Below are 13,843 nucleotides of genomic sequence, written 5' to 3' on the forward strand. Positions count from 1 at the left end.
GGCCAGGGAGTGCACCGACTCCGCGAGCATCGAGCTCGAGCTCGTCAGCAGGAAGGCGATGAACTTCGTGACCGCGATCCCGAGGTTCGCCGCCAGGGCGGCGAGGATCGCCCGGTTCCCGCCCTCAGTCGACATGCGGTCAGGCTACTGGCCGAACGGAGCGCGGGTGGACAGGTGCGCTGGAAGCGCTAGCCGTTCGATGGAGCCCCATGTGTCCGAACAGGTCATGGCGCGGCCCGCCCCTCGTGCCAGGCTCGGGTTGCCGATCGCCGCCTACGGTCAGGGTCCCTCGCGTGAATCGCCCCACCCGCCTTCGATCGACGGATACCTTGATGTTCCCGTGCTGCCTGATCATCGTCGGCTCCACCGCCTTTCTTTTTTTCCCTGGTCTGGCGCCTATCTGGTTGGTCCTCGTCATCGCGGCAGCGTTCCTCTTCGGCAACGTCCTCATGACCAAGCAGCAGGTCGGACCACCTCGTCTCGTGGAACGAGGCCTCATTGACCTCCTCCTCGTACTCGGACCATTGGGCGCGCTCGTTCTCGCGCGGACCCCCGCCGCACTGGCCGTGCCCATCTGGATCGTCTCGTCCTTCCTGTTCGTCTGGGCAGGAAGAGCCCGAAAGGCCGGAGCCGAGTGGCTGGCACCAGTCGTGGCGATCGTGTGGTTCGCCTTTGTCTCTGTCGTCATCCTCCGGGTGACGGGCGTCCCACACATCGACGTCTATCAGTATCTGAACGATGGGGTTAGGGCCCAGCTGCACGGAGAGAACCCCTTCGCCATCACCATGACCAACGTCTACAGCGCGGCGGAGAACGCTGAGAACTACGGTCCGGGCTTTCTTGTGGACGGCAGGGTCCCCTTCGGATTCCCCTACCCCCCCGTGCTCCTGATCCTCGCCGTCCCGGGCTACCTCCTGGGAGACGCGCGCTACACCAGCGTGCTCCTGGCATCGCTCACCGCCTTGGCGGTCCTCGGTCGCGGGCGGGATCCGAGGCGTCGGCTCGCGTCGGTGATGCTTCTCGCGGCCCCGGGCACGTGGTGGGTGATCAGTCAGGCCTGGACGGAGGTCGGGGTCGTGGCCCTCTTCGGCGCGGCGGCCTTCGCGGTCGCACGAGGCAAGCTCGTGCTGGCGGCCGCCCTGGTGGGAGCGCTCCTGGTGTCCAAGCAGTACTTCATCGTCGCGCTCCCGGCTCTCTGGACTCTGCGGCCCTACGCGACGCGAGCGCGGGTTGTGGTCATGACGGCTACGGCGACGATTCTCACCGTCCCGTGGTTCCTCGCGAGCCCCCAAGCGTTCATCCACTCGGTGGTCGAGTTTCAGACGTTGACCCCCATGCGGTTCGACTCCCTCGGCCTGCTCGTCGAAGTAGTCAAGTCTGTGGGTGGGGCCGACAGCGGTGCGTTCAGGGCCCTTCCGATCGTCGTCGGGCTCGGCGTTGCGACAGCCGCCGCCGTCCGGGCTCCCCAGAGAGCTGGGGGTTTCGCCGCTGCCACGTGCCTCTCCGTCCTCGTCGCCATGCTGATGGCCAAGCAGGTCTTCTTCAACTACTACTACTTCATCGCGTGCGGCCTCCTCATCACTGCCGCGGTCTGGGACCGGCCACCCGGAGCGGCAGAGATCGGGACGAACGAGAACGGACACTCTGCGCCAACGACTACGAAGGTCTCCCCTAGCCTCCTTCCATGAGCTCTGCTCCCGGGACCCTCGACTGGCTGACCCTCGCCGACCACCTCGACCTCGTCGCCGCGCCGGTCGCGGACGCTGCCGCGCTCGTGCCTGGCGCGCGGGTGGCGAGCATCGACGTGACCCTCGCCGACACGGCGGCCTTCTGCACGGCATACGACGTGGCGCCGGAGTCGTCGGCCAACTGCGTCATCGTCGCCGGGAGACGTGGTGACGTGACAACGTATGCCGCGGTGCTGGTCCTCGCGACCAAGCGCGCCGACGTCAACGGGGTCGTCCGCAGGGCGCTCGACGCCCGCAAGTGCTCCTTCGCGCCGCACGACGACGCGGTGGCCCTCACCGGGATGGAGTTCGGGGGGATCACGCCGGTCGGCCTTCCGGCGGGCTGGCCGGTGCTCGTCGACGAGTCGGTCCTGACCGCGGGGGACGTCGTGATCGGCAGCGGCCTGCGCTCGAGCAAGCTGCTGCTGCCGGCCGACCAGCTGCTGCACCTGCCTGGCGCCCAGGCACTGGCGCTCGCCGTCTGAAGGGACCGCACGAGCCACGACGTCCGCGCGAACGGCATACCGGTGTCGCGTCGGTGCGGACGCAACGATCCCCCGGCTCAGCCGCCCGTGCGCTCGCGCAGGTCGGCGACGTGCGGCGAGAGCCCGGGGTCCATCCCGAGGCCCAGGGCGAGGTAGGTCGCGGCGAAGTCGGTCAGCGCGACGTGACCGGCCAGCCGTTCGAGGGGGTGACCCGCTTCGGTGTCGTGCTCGCTCACCCGCACGCCGGCGTCCTGGGCGGTCCGGACGAGGGCGTCCGCCAGCATGCGCTGCGACCCGTCGGGCACATCACCCGAGGTGTCGCGCAGCATGAGCAGTCGCAGCCGCGGCGCCGGGGGGCCGTCGAGGTAGGGGTCGGCGAAGATGTCGCCCACCCGGGAGGCGCCTTCGCGCCCGGCGCCGGCCTCGGTGTAGGGCCCGTCGAAGCAGGCGACCACCTGGGAGGCGGCGTCGGGGAGCTCGCCCCAGGTGGCCGGGATCCGGGCCGTGCGAGCGAGCATCGACGCGGCCCGCCCCGCCGCGACCCCGGCGAGCGGACCGTCGCCGAGCACCACGGGTATGCCGTCGGCGAGGTCGACGGCCAGCGACTTGGCCGGGTTGACGAAGGTCTCGCTGCCGGGGCGGAACAGCTCGGCCTGCAGGTCGAGACGGTCGGCCACCGCAGTCAGGATCGCCGGCCTGGCGTCGACGAGACCGAGGGCGCCGGCCCCGAGCAGGACGGGCGTCAGCATCGCCCAGAGCGACGTACGCGACGACGTGAGGCCCGCCGGGATGTCGACGTGGATCCCCCGGGCCCGGGCGCAGATGTCGGCGAGCGGGGACCCCGGTGCTCCGACGGTGAGCAGGGACGCACCCCGCCGGGCGGCCTCGGCGGCCAGGGCGAGCGGGCCCTCCGCGCGACCCGACTGCGAGACCGCGACGACGAGGTCGAGGGATCCCACCCACCCCGGCAGCGGCAGGTTGCGCCGCACGCTGACGGGCACGGGAGACCCCGGCTCAGCCAGCAGCTCGAGGACGTCGGCGACGACGGCCGAGCCGCCCAGCGACGCGACGACGACAGCACGCGGTCGATCACCACCGCCGACCCGGCTGATGCCGGCCTCCTGGGAGAGGGTGATCGCCTGTCGCACCTGGGCGCCCGCCGTCGCCAGCGATCGCAGGGCGCGGCGCGAGTCGCGCCGCAGGACAGCCTCTTCGTCGTCGATCAACGACTCGTCGAGCTGGGGCATGGCGTCGTCCTCCGTCGCTGGTGGTCGATGTTCGCCGGTCGTGGTTTGCCGGGCTGGGTCCTTCGGGCTGGGTCCCCTGGTCTCGGTCCTGCGGTCTCAGTCCTGCGTCAGGCGCGCCTCGTCGACGAGCAGGACGGGCACCCCGCCGTCGAACCGGTAGGCCCGGCCGCAGGCCTCGCCGGTGCAGCGCAGCTCCGGTGCGCCGGCCGGGTCCGTGGCGTCCTCGAGGACGGAGAGGCAGGCCGGGCAGCGGATGATCTCGCGGAGCCAGGGGTCGATCGTCGGGGCACCCATGGGAGTCCTCCAGTCGGTGGGTTGAGACGAGGCCGGGTCGGGCCATGCCGTTCGGTGGAGGTGCTGGGCTCAGTCGCCGCTGCGGATGATCGCGAGCACGTCGTCCCGGACGCGCCCCATCGTGTCACGGTCGGCCGCCTCCACGTTGAGCCGCAGCAGCGGTTCGGTGTTGGAGGCCCTCACGTTGAACCACCACATCGGCTCGGAGTCGGTGCCGAGGTGGGTCGCGGTCAGCCCGTCGAGCTCGTCGAAGGTGACCCCGTCGTGCGATGCCGCCCACGCCCGCACGCTCGCGGTCGAGGCGACACCGTCGGACACGGTGCTGTTGATCTCCCCGGACGCGGGATAGCGGGCGTATGCCGCGGTGAGGGCCGACAGCGTCCCGTCCTGCTCCCCCAGCGCCGCGAGGACGTGCAGCGCGGCGAGCATGCCCGTGTCGGCGTACCAGAAGTCGCGGAAGTAGTAGTGCGCGGAGTGCTCGCCCCCGAAGATCGCCTGCTCGCGAGCCATCTCGCCCTTGATGAAGGAGTGGCCCACCCGGGTGCGGACAGGGCGGGCGCCGTGCTCGCGGATGATCTCGGGGACGGCCATCGAGGAGATGACGTTGTGGACGACGGCGATGTCCTCCGGGGACGTGCCTTGGGCGACCGCCCGGGCGATCTCGCGCACCGCCACGAGTGCGGTGATGGCGCTGGGGCTGACCGGCTCGCCGCGCTCATCGACGACGAAGCAGCGGTCCGCGTCGCCGTCGAAGGCCAGGCCGATGTCGGCGCCGTGCTCGACCACTGCGGCCTGCAGGTCGACGAGGTTCTTCGGCTCCAGCGGGTTGGCCTCGTGGTTGGGGAAGGTGCCGTCGAGCTCGAAGTAGAGCGGGACCACCTCGAGCGGCAGGGCGCCCAGCCCCGCTGCCGTGCCGAGCACCGCCGGTGCGGTGTGACCGCCCATCCCGTTGCCGGCATCGACGACGACCTTGAGCGGGCGGATGCCGCGCAGGTCCACGAGCGAGCGGAGGAAGGTGGAGTAGTCGGCGAGCAGGTCGCGCTCGACGATCGTGCCGACGGCGGGCTGCGCCGTCCCGGACGTCGGGCCGGGGACCTCGTCGAGCCGGTCAGCCCCGTCGAGGATTCCTTGGGCGAGGTCGCGGACCTCGGAGAGCCCGCTGTCCTGGCCGACCGGTCGGGCCCCCGCGCGGCAGAGCTTGATGCCGTTGTACTGCGCGGGGTTGTGGCTCGCGGTGAACATCGCGCCCGGCAGGTCGAGCGCGCCGCTCGCGTAGTAAAGCCCGTCGGTGGAGCACAGGCCGATCAGGGTGACGTCGAGGCCGTTTGACGCGACCCCCTCGGCGAAGGCGCGGCTGAGGGACGGCGAGCTCGGCCGCATGTCGTAACCGATGACGACGCCGGCGGCGCTCTCCGGAAGGGCGATGACCTGGGCGAAGGCCGACCCGATCGCGCGGGCGACGTCGTCGTCGAGCTGGTCGGGCACGACGCCCCGCACGTCGTAGGCCTTGATGAAGTCCTGCAGGCGATGCGGCGAGGTCATGGCACCACGCTATCGGGCGACGACGGGCACGGACCCGAGGCACGCGAAGGTCGAACCGAACGGCCGAGGCCGAACGCCCCCCTGGGGGGCCGGGTACTCGCGCGGCCGGTCGGCGGTCGGTCAGCAGCCCGTCGCGCGACAGGTCTAGCGGTCGCGCAGCATCCGCAGGTGGCCCCGACGCCCGACCTCGACCGTGCCGGCATCCGCCTCGTCCGAGGGTGTGGTCGGGGTGCCGGCGACGCCGGGTGCGGCCGGTCGGGAGGTGCCCGCGCGCGGTGGGCGACCCGCCTCCCGCACGGCGTCGGCGAGAGCCAGGAGGTCGTCGCTCGAGGGTGGCGGCGGGGTGTAGTCGCCGCTCAGCCGGACGACCTCCCACCCGCGAGGAGCCGTCATCCGCTCGGCGTGGACACCGCAGAGGTCATAGGTGTGCGGTTCCGCGTAGGTCGCCAGCGGCCCCAGCACCACGGTGGAGTCGCGATAGACATAGGTGAGCGTCGCGACCGACGCACCATGGCATCCGGTCTTCGAACACTGCCGCGACATACCCACAAGCCGAGACTGTAGTTCCTGCTGCGCCGGGGGTCATCGGGCCACGCCGTAGGGTGACGACGTGAGCCCGCACGCCCCGCGTCGTCGAGACAGGCACGGTCGTGGTCACCGGGGGCCGCTGGCGTGGCCCGAGGTCCCGGCGATGGCGCCGAGGTCGGAGCGCTTCGACGACCTCGTCATCGACGCCGCCTCGCGGCTCGAGGAGCGATGGGGTCGCCCCTTCCCGCCCGTGGAGTTCGGCGTCGAGGACGTGCCGCCGTCCGACCCGGCTCCGTGGGAGCACTCGGAGGTCTCGCTGGGCCGCCTCTTCGGGCCCGAAGGGAAGATGCCTGCGCGGATCGTCGTCTACCGGAGGCCGGTCGAGACCCGGGTGCAGGGTGGGCGCGAGCTCGCGTCGCTGGTCTCGGAGGTGGTGACCGAGCAGGTCGCGGCGCTGCTCGGGGTGGCGGCGGAGGACCTCGACCCGGAGCTCGGTCCCGAGGACTGACAACGCGAAGACCCTCGGGGCGCAACGAGCCCGGGCCGCGGCACACGGTGCGGGCCTGCAGCTCGCGGCCTGGCGTAAGCGGCGGTCGGGCCCGGTGCGGCTCACCGGCGGGGCTCACCCCACCTGGCGGACCGGGACCTGGGTCACGCTGACCGGCAGCGGTCCGAGCGGGTATGCCGTGAGGAGCGGCCCCGTGGCCTTGCCCGCCGGGACGGCGATGGTCAGGCCCGCCCGCAGGGTGCCGCCCTGCCGGGTGACCCAGACCTGCCCGACCGGGACGGGGGTCGAGACCACGCTGTCGACCGGGATCGTGACGGCGGTGGTCGTCGTCCGGCCGCCGGCGTCGATCGTGGTCACCGTCGCCGTGGCCGGGGTCCCGGTGGCCGAGAGGGTCAGGGTGGCCGAACCATTCGCGACGCCCGTGCCCACCGCTGGCACGGGGGTCCCCGTGACGACGGAGATCGGCGCCGAGGAGGCGATCCACGCGAAGTCGGACTGGCCGGCACCCGGGCTGCGCCGCTCGACCATCGCACCGGCCACGACGGGCTGGTCGGAGCGGACCTGGACGGCATACGCGCCGACGGGGAGGGTGCCGAGGTCGATGTCCTGCACGGAGCCGCCCTTGATGCGCACGACCCCGCCCACCGGCAGCGGCTTGGGCCCCGACGCCGTGAGGACCCGGGTCTGGACGACGGCCTCCTGGTCACCGGGGACGGCGACCCGGAGCCGGGCGGGGCCGTTGACCAGCGCCGCGGGCACGACCTGCTCGGTCGACGGAGGGGCCGACGGGGCGGCGTCGTCGGCGCCACGGCCGATCGCGGCATCGATCCAGCTGTCCTCGAGGACGGCAGAGACCAGGCCGCCGGTGGCGGTGACGTGGACGACCGGCGCGACCTCGGGACCGGCGATGGCGTCGAGGAGGAGGGTGGTGCGGCCGTGCGGCGGGACGGCGAGGGTGGCCGACCCCGCGAGCGCCACCGGGCCGGCGACACCGAGCACGGACAGGCTGGCCGTGACGGGGTTGGCCCCGGGGTTGGCCAGGACGATGCGTTCGCGGCGGGTGCTCTGACCTCCGCCGCCGACCAACCAGAGGTCCGACTGCGGGGCGAGGCAGGGTGTCGCGACGAGCGCACGGTCGTCGCCGTCGGCGCGCAGGAAGGTCTGGACCGCCGCGAGGCCGGGGGCGAGCGAGCCCGCGGCCGACACCTCCGCGTCCGTCGCTCCCGTCAGCGGCGCCGACACGACCTGACCCCGCACCGCGGTCGTCCCGAGGCGGGCCGCGGAGGGTTGGCCGGTGACGGTCAAGGTGCCGGCGGCGGCGACCGGGCCGAGCGCCCCCAGCGCCGTCCCCAGCACCGCGGCCGGAGCCGAGGCGGCGAGGACCGTCGAGGTGCCCGCGACAGCCGGCACGGAGGCCAGGCCCTCGGTCTCGGGCCCGGGGCAGGTCAGGACGGCCGAGGTCACCGGCAGCAGCTGCGGCGCGGTGGTCACCTCGATCGGTGCGGGAGGGACGAGTGCCGCCGTCCCGGGCAGCTGGCCGGCCGCCACGACGAGCCCCGCGCCGGCGATGACGGCCAGGGTCGCGCGGACCGGTCCGACCCATGCGCGCGTCATGACGTCCTCCGGGATCGTCTGGTCCCGAGGGGGATCGCGAGGAAGACGACGACCGCGAGCAGCGCCATCTGGAGCAGGAACCAGTCGGTGTGCGCAGGTGGCAGGTCGATGACGAGGTGCCCGGCGGCGCCGGGCAGGACGTAGGTCGGGAACCCCGAGGTCGACACGGCGGCGAGGGGGACGTCGTCGTAGGTCACGCGGGCCACCCCGGTCCACCCCGGAGCCTCGGCGACGACGAGCCGACGGCCCGCGGCACCGGCCGGCAGGATGGTGTCGACGGCCCCGTGGGGGCCGACCACCGGGACGCCGAGCAGGGGGGCGCCGGCCGAGTCGGTGACCCGGACCCGCGACGGTGGCACGGTGGCGTCCGCTGCGCCGGCGGCCGGGGTGCGGGCCAGCACCCGCCACAGCGTCTGACCGTTGGTGGTGCCGAGACGGGTGAGACCGGACTCTGCGTCCAGGGTGCGCGCGAGCGGGCTGGAGGCGTCGGACCGGAGCGAGACGAAGCCGATGCCCTGGTCCGCGAGCCGCGCCCCGGCCCCGGGGCCCGCTCCGTCAACTCCGGCTCCGGCACCGGTTCCTTCGGCTCCGGGGACGGCGACCCCGGAGGCCAGGCTCCCCACGAGGACGGCGAGGCCGGGGTCAGTGGCGACGGGCCCGAGGACGTCGCGTTGGAGGGGGCCGGGTTCGGCGCCCACGAGCTGGTAGTCGAGCTCACCGCTGCCGGGGATGAGGACGAGGAGCCGGTTGGCCTCCATCCCGCGCGCCTGGTCCACGGCGACGGCAGGGAGGGCGTCCCGACCGACGGCGACACCTCCCCCGAGGCCGTTGCGGGCAGTCAGCGCAGTGGCCCCCAGCACCGCGACGACCACCACGGACAACGCGGTGGCAGCGGCGAGCCGCCTGATCCCCCAGCGGGATTCACCAAGCACACGGGACAGGCCCTGCCAGCCGGTGAGGAAGGCGCCGAGCACAGCCGCGAGGTAGACCTCGAGACCGATACCGGACCACGACGTTGCGATGACGGGGGCCCCCGAACCGTCCAGGACCTGACCGACCGTGACCCTGTCGGCGACGAGCGCGCCGGCCAGGCCGACGAGGGCAAGGACCGCGAGAGATGTGAGGGCCGGCGACCGCCGGTCGTGACGGCTGCGTCGCGCGAGCGCGAGCACGGCCCCGAGGGCGAGTGGGGCGAAGAGCAGGCTGTGGACCAGGCCGGCACCGTCGGGCTGGGCCATCGCGAGCTGCCACGGGGCACTGGCACCCCCACCCGCATCCAGCAGTCCCGGACCGGTCAGCAGCAGCCGCGGGCTGTCGACGAACTGCACCACCCACGGCCCGAGCAGCAGCAGCGGGACGAGCGTGAGGACCACGGCCTTGAGCCTGCTCCTCCGCGCCAGCACCACCATGGCGAGAGCGACCACGGCCACGAGGACCGCGAGGGCCGGGACGAAGCAGCCGACCACCGCAGCGGCCAGGGCGGTCGCGAAGGTCGCCGTCCAGGTCGCCCGACGGGCCGCGACAGCGGCGAACCCCGCCACGACGAAGGGCAGCACGATGTGCACGACGACGACGGACAGACGTCCGCCGACCAGGGCAGCGGCCAGTCCGGCGCTGGTCCCCCACGCGACGGCGACGAGGGCGCGGGGCCAGCGGGCCAGGGTGGCGACGCGCCCGGCGAGGTATGCCGCGAGGGCGGACAGCGGCATGGCGGCGAGCATCAACCACGCGATGGTCACACCGGCCGGGGACCGCCCGCCCGAGACGGAGGGGAGCCGTTCGACGAGCCAGGTCAGCGCAGCGAGCACCCCGACCTGGGGGCCCACCTGGGCGGCGTTGCCGAAACCGGCCCCGTGCCAGGAGTCGCGGAAGAGGTGCCACAGGCCGGCGGCGTCCGTGGACAGGGGGTTGAGCTCGCCTCCGGCCAAACCAGCGCCCTGGGGGTCGAGCAGGCCCGTGCGCAGCGTCGTCCGGAAGGTGACGGCGGCCACGACGAGGCAGAGGACCACGGCGAGGGTGCCCGGGTGGCTGGCGATCCGCTGGGGCAGGGAGGCCGGCAGCACCCTGAGGTCCTCGGCCTCCTCGGCCACCGGACCGGTCTCGGTCGCGCCGGCGGTCGCCCGGGGATCGGAGAGGCGGCGGCTGCGCTCGGGGGTCAGTGCCTCCTGAACCTTGTCCCAGGTATGCGCGGCGGCCTCGCCCGAGGACACGAACACCCCGGCCAGGTGGTCGCGGCGCACCCGCTTGTGCCCGCGGAAGCGCCACCGGGAGCGGATGCCGGTGATCGGGTGCCCGAGGGACCTGAGGTCGCCCAGGGCGACCCAGGCGTGGGCAGGTCGCTTGAGAACGAGGAGCGCGGCGGCCGACACCACGCTGGAGACCGCGATCCAGACGGCGAGGAAGGGCACGGTCCCGGGCGCGCAGCGGGTCAGGGCCACCCGGCGGGCGGCGCGGCGGCGCGGGCCGGCCGTCCTCGGCGACCGGCCGACGGTCGTCGTGGCGTCCGAGACCCGGGCACCGGGGACGACCACCACGCGGTGGCCGGACATCTGGGCGCGCCAGCCGAAGTCGAGGTCGGCCGCCTCGCCCAACGACTCGTCGAGGCCGCCGAGCCGCTCGAAGACGTCGCGCCGCACGAACATGCCGTTCATGCTGACGGCGATGACGTCCGTGCGACCGTCGTACTGGCCCTGGTCCGGCTCGCCCGGCACGGGCGCCTCGAGGAGGCGCCCGGCGCGCGTGATGCTATAGCCGATCGAGACGAGCCGGCGCGGGTCGTCCCACTCCACGATCTTGGGTCCGGCGACCCCGACGCTCGTGGACCGCCCGACCGCGTCGACGAGGCGGGCCAGCGCCACCGGGGCCGGCGCGCTGTCGGGTCCGAGGAACCACAGCCACTGGGGTCGGTCGGCCTCCGGCTCGGCACCATCCGGCTCGTCGGTCGTGGTCGCGCCTGAAAACGCGAGCGCCTGACCCAGCGCAGCAACCCAGGAGAGCGAGGCCGGCGCAGCGACGACCGACACCTCCGGGACGACCTGCCGGATCCGACTGTGCTCCCTCGCGATGTCGGCCGAGACGTCGCTCGAACCGAGGTCGATGACGACGAGCCGGTCGGGTGGTAGGGACGAGGCGGCAACGGCATCAAGCGTTTTCGCGAGCCAGCGAGCACCGTCACGGACGACGAGCACCGCGCAGACCTCCACCCGGGCTCGGGGGAGGACGGACACGGGCGACGGAGAGGTCACGCGACGGGGAGACGGGGCGGTGGTGGTCACGAGGTGTCGGGGTCAGCCGCGGACGCGGCTAGACCGCACGCTTCTTGAGCTTGCGCCGCTCGCGCTCCGACAGGCCGCCCCAGATGCCGAAGCGCTCGTCGTTGGCGAGGGCGTAGTCGAGGCACTCGGGCCGCACCTCGCACCCGATGCACACCTTCTTCGCCTCCCGGGTCGACCCCCCCTTCTCCGGGAAGAACGCCTCGGGATCCGTCTGAGCACAGAGCGACCGCTCCTGCCACGACTCGTCCTCCGGCTCGCCCATGATCATGTCCTGTGTGATGAGCTGCAACTCGTGCACGGCATCCTCCTCGACCCTGTTGGCCCGCACTGTCTGCCCTATTTGCCCGAGATATTCGGATCCTCGGAAGGACATGGGTGAAATTACACGCGTGTCATTGGTCATAAGTCAAGGCGGACTCTGATATTTGCCAAGGCTTGACGATCCTGATAACGCCGGATCCAGAGCAGATCCACCACCGGCGTGTCCCGCCGTGACCCGCGGCGTCGCCCCGGGGCACCTGCTGACAGACTCCCCCCATGCACATCACCGCCCTCGCCGGCGGGGTCGGTGGGGCGCGGTTCCTGCGCGGTCTGCTCGCCCACGTCGACCGCACCCCCGAGCTGGCCGGCACCCACGTCACCGTCATCGGCAACACCGGCGACGACATCACCCTCTTCGGGCTGCGCGTCTCTCCCGACCTCGACACTGTCCTCTACACCCTGGGGGGCGGCATCCACGAGGGTCAGGGCTGGGGGCGCGCCGACGAGACGCACTCCGTGCAGGGCGAGCTCGCGGCATACGGCGTCGAGCCGCAGTGGTTCGGCCTGGGCGACAAGGACTTCGGCACGCACGTCGCGCGCTCGCTCTGGCTCGGCCAGGGCCAGTCGCTCTCCGAGGTGACCGCCCGGCTCGCGAGCCGGTGGGGGCTGCCCGAGCTCGGCGTCACGCTGCTCCCGATGAGCGACACACCGGTCGAGACCCACGTCGTCATCGAGGACGAGCAGGGCCAGCGGGCCGTCCACTTCCAGGAGTGGTGGGTGCGGATGCAGGCCGAGGTGCCCGCGCAGCGCTTCGTCGTCGCCGGCATGGACCGCGCGACACCGGCGCCAGGGGTCCTCGACGCCATCCGCACCGCCGACCTCGTCCTGCTGCCGCCGAGCAACCCCGTCGTCTCGATCGGGATCATCCTCGGCGTGCCCGGGGTCCGTGACGCGCTCCGCGGGTCGAGGGCGCCCGTCGTCGGGGTCTCGCCCCTGATCTCCGGCGCCCCGGTGCGCGGACACGCCGACGCCTGCCTCGAGGCGATCGGCGTCGAGTCGTCGGCCGGGGGCGTCGCCGGCCTCTACGCCGACTTCCTCGACGGTTGGCTCGTGGCCAAGGAGGACGCCGACCTGCAGTCCTCCGGCCGGCTCACGGTCGAGGCCCGCCCGCTGCTCATGTCGAGCATCGAGGCGACCGCCGACATCGCCGGCGCCGCGATCGACCTCGGACGGCGGCTGGCCCGGACCACAGGGTGACGCGGTCATGACCCTCACCATCACTCCGGTGCGCGGCATACCCGAGGTGGAGGCCGGTCACGATCTCGCGGCACTCATCTCGGAAGCGTTGCGCGACAACGGGATCGACCTCGTGGACGGCGACGTCCTCGTCGTCTCGAGCAAGATCGCGTCCAAGGCCCTGGGCCTGGTCGCCGACTCCGCCGACCGTGACCTCGTCGTCGGGACGCAGACCGAGTGGGTCGTCGCCGAGCGGCGCACCCCGCAACCCGGCGATCCTCACCGGATGGCGCGCGTCGTCAAGTCGGCCGCCGGTCCGGTGATGGCTGCGGCCGGTGTCGATGCCTCCAACACCGGGAGGCGCGACCACCTCCTGCTCCTCCCCCACGACCCCGACGCCGTATGCCGCTCGCTGCACGACCGGCTCGTCCGGGCTCACGCCCTGCGTCACCTCGGCATCCTCCTCAGCGACACGGCCGGGCGCGCCTGGCGCGTCGGTCAGACCGACTTCGCGCTGGGTGCTCACGGGTTCCTCGTGGCGGACGACCTGCGCGGCGGGGTCGACGCGGACGGCCGCCCGCTCGAGGTCACGACACGGGCCATCGCCGACGAGCTCGCCGCTGCCGCGGACCTCGTCAAGGGCAAGACCGCCGCCGTCCCCGTCGCCCACGTGCGCGGCCTGGCGGCGTTCGTTGTCGCCGACCCCGACGACCCCGACGTGGCCGGCGCCGCCTCGCTCGTCCGCACCGGGAGGAGTGACTGGTTCGGCCTGGGCCGCGCCGAAGCGATCCGCTCGGCCCTCGGTGTCTTCCCCGGCAGCGCCCTCGCCACGCGGATCGGGATCCCCAGCGTCCTCGACGAATCGGTGGCGGTGCGGTCCGCGCGCGCGGTCGGGGTCGCGATCCACGACCTCGACGGTGTCGGGGTGGACCTGGGCCCCGGCGTGGCTGGGCAACGCCTCGTCGTCAGCGCCACGGACCTCTTCGACCTCGGGCTCGCGACGGCGCGGTTCGTCGCGGCCGCCTGGGGCGAGTGGCTCGAGGCCACCGTCGTCGAACGGTCCGCGCACTCGGTGACCATCGACGTCTCGGACCGCGGCGTGGTGCACACGGTCCCCTAGGCGGCG

13 protein-coding genes are annotated in these 13,843 nt (G+C 73.1%); 5 read left to right on the top strand and 8 right to left on the bottom strand.

Going from position 1 to position 13,843, the window contains the following annotated elements:
• A partial coding sequence (locus Q0R63_RS02315; protein WP_366521070.1) for a cation transporter occupies positions 1-135 on the bottom strand: 135 nt, incomplete at its 3' end.
• Positions 136-449: 314 nt separating this feature from the next.
• Here Q0R63_RS02315 and Q0R63_RS02320 point away from each other — a divergent pair.
• Positions 450-1,688: a hypothetical protein gene (locus Q0R63_RS02320; RefSeq protein ID WP_295693404.1), complete on the top strand. Its 1,239-nt coding sequence runs from the start codon at positions 450-452 to the stop codon at positions 1,686-1,688.
• Positions 1,685-2,212, top strand: a complete 528-nt coding sequence (locus Q0R63_RS02325) for a YbaK/EbsC family protein (RefSeq protein ID WP_295693408.1) — start codon at positions 1,685-1,687, stop codon at positions 2,210-2,212. Before Q0R63_RS02320 ends, Q0R63_RS02325 begins: the two co-directional genes overlap by 4 nt.
• A gap of 77 nt (positions 2,213-2,289) precedes the next feature.
• Here the strand turns inward: Q0R63_RS02325 and Q0R63_RS02330 are convergent, their stop codons facing one another.
• From Q0R63_RS02330 to Q0R63_RS02345, 4 genes are all read right to left on the bottom strand, one after another.
• Positions 2,290-3,459 (bottom strand): SIS domain-containing protein, encoded by a 1,170-nt coding sequence (locus Q0R63_RS02330; protein ID WP_295693411.1) that lies wholly within the window; start codon positions 3,457-3,459, stop codon positions 2,290-2,292.
• Between the two features lie 96 nt (positions 3,460-3,555).
• Positions 3,556-3,753: a hypothetical protein gene (locus Q0R63_RS02335; RefSeq protein WP_295693414.1), complete on the bottom strand. Its 198-nt coding sequence runs from the start codon at positions 3,751-3,753 to the stop codon at positions 3,556-3,558.
• A gap of 69 nt (positions 3,754-3,822) precedes the next feature.
• The gene (locus Q0R63_RS02340) at positions 3,823-5,295 is read right to left on the bottom strand and encodes a phosphomannomutase/phosphoglucomutase (RefSeq protein WP_295693417.1); all 1,473 of its coding nucleotides are present in this window, start codon (positions 5,293-5,295) and stop codon (positions 3,823-3,825) included.
• 144 nt (positions 5,296-5,439) lie between these two features.
• The gene (locus Q0R63_RS02345) at positions 5,440-5,844 is read right to left on the bottom strand and encodes a DUF3499 domain-containing protein (protein WP_295693419.1); all 405 of its coding nucleotides are present in this window, start codon (positions 5,842-5,844) and stop codon (positions 5,440-5,442) included.
• 142 nt (positions 5,845-5,986) lie between these two features.
• Between Q0R63_RS02345 and Q0R63_RS02350 the strand changes: the two genes are divergently transcribed.
• The gene (locus tag Q0R63_RS02350) at positions 5,987-6,331 is read left to right on the top strand and encodes a metallopeptidase family protein (RefSeq protein ID WP_295693422.1); all 345 of its coding nucleotides are present in this window, start codon (positions 5,987-5,989) and stop codon (positions 6,329-6,331) included.
• A gap of 114 nt (positions 6,332-6,445) precedes the next feature.
• On the opposite strand, the gene Q0R63_RS02355 is transcribed toward Q0R63_RS02350, so the two are convergent.
• From Q0R63_RS02355 to Q0R63_RS02365, 3 genes are read right to left on the bottom strand one after another with little or no spacing between them, the layout of a single operon-like run.
• Positions 6,446-7,945: a DUF5719 family protein gene (locus Q0R63_RS02355; RefSeq protein WP_295693425.1), complete on the bottom strand. Its 1,500-nt coding sequence runs from the start codon at positions 7,943-7,945 to the stop codon at positions 6,446-6,448.
• Entirely contained in the window at positions 7,942-11,190 is a 3,249-nt protein-coding gene (locus Q0R63_RS02360; protein WP_295693428.1) for a glycosyltransferase, read from the bottom strand. Before Q0R63_RS02360 ends, Q0R63_RS02355 begins: the two co-directional genes overlap by 4 nt.
• 58 nt (positions 11,191-11,248) lie before the next feature.
• Positions 11,249-11,518, bottom strand: a complete 270-nt coding sequence (locus tag Q0R63_RS02365) for a WhiB family transcriptional regulator (protein ID WP_295693431.1) — start codon at positions 11,516-11,518, stop codon at positions 11,249-11,251.
• 239 nt (positions 11,519-11,757) lie between these two features.
• Between Q0R63_RS02365 and cofD the strand changes: the two genes are divergently transcribed.
• Together cofD and Q0R63_RS02375 are read left to right on the top strand one after the other, a co-directional pair.
• Positions 11,758-12,738, top strand: coding sequence for a 2-phospho-L-lactate transferase (cofD, locus tag Q0R63_RS02370; RefSeq protein WP_295693434.1), 981 nt, complete (start codon positions 11,758-11,760; stop codon positions 12,736-12,738).
• 7 nt (positions 12,739-12,745) lie between these two features.
• Positions 12,746-13,837, top strand: coding sequence for a coenzyme F420-0:L-glutamate ligase (locus Q0R63_RS02375; protein ID WP_295693438.1), 1,092 nt, complete (start codon positions 12,746-12,748; stop codon positions 13,835-13,837).
• The last annotated feature ends 6 nt before the right edge of the window (positions 13,838-13,843 follow it).

The sequence above is a fragment of the Lapillicoccus sp. genome, from assembly GCF_025353065.1.
Taxonomy (GTDB): domain Bacteria; phylum Actinomycetota; class Actinomycetes; order Actinomycetales; family Dermatophilaceae; genus Lapillicoccus.

Bases quoted from the DNA above. Each gene is read 5' to 3' on its own strand.
- Q0R63_RS02350 (WP_295693422.1), top strand. From the start codon at position 5,987: ATGGCGCCGAGGTCGGAGCGCTTCGACGACCTCGTCATCGACGCCGCC.
- Q0R63_RS02330 (WP_295693411.1), bottom strand. From the start codon at position 3,459: ATGCCCCAGCTCGACGAGTCGTTGATCGACGACGAAGAGGCTGTCCTG.
- Q0R63_RS02340 (WP_295693417.1), bottom strand. From the start codon at position 5,295: ATGACCTCGCCGCATCGCCTGCAGGACTTCATCAAGGCCTACGACGTG.
- Q0R63_RS02375 (WP_295693438.1), top strand. From the start codon at position 12,746: ATGACCCTCACCATCACTCCGGTGCGCGGCATACCCGAGGTGGAGGCC.
- Q0R63_RS02320 (WP_295693404.1), top strand. From the start codon at position 450: ATGACCAAGCAGCAGGTCGGACCACCTCGTCTCGTGGAACGAGGCCTC.
- Q0R63_RS02335 (WP_295693414.1), bottom strand. From the start codon at position 3,753: ATGGGTGCCCCGACGATCGACCCCTGGCTCCGCGAGATCATCCGCTGC.
- Q0R63_RS02325 (WP_295693408.1), top strand. From the start codon at position 1,685: ATGAGCTCTGCTCCCGGGACCCTCGACTGGCTGACCCTCGCCGACCAC.
- Q0R63_RS02355 (WP_295693425.1), bottom strand. From the start codon at position 7,945: ATGACGCGCGCATGGGTCGGACCGGTCCGCGCGACCCTGGCCGTCATC.
- cofD (WP_295693434.1), top strand. From the start codon at position 11,758: ATGCACATCACCGCCCTCGCCGGCGGGGTCGGTGGGGCGCGGTTCCTG.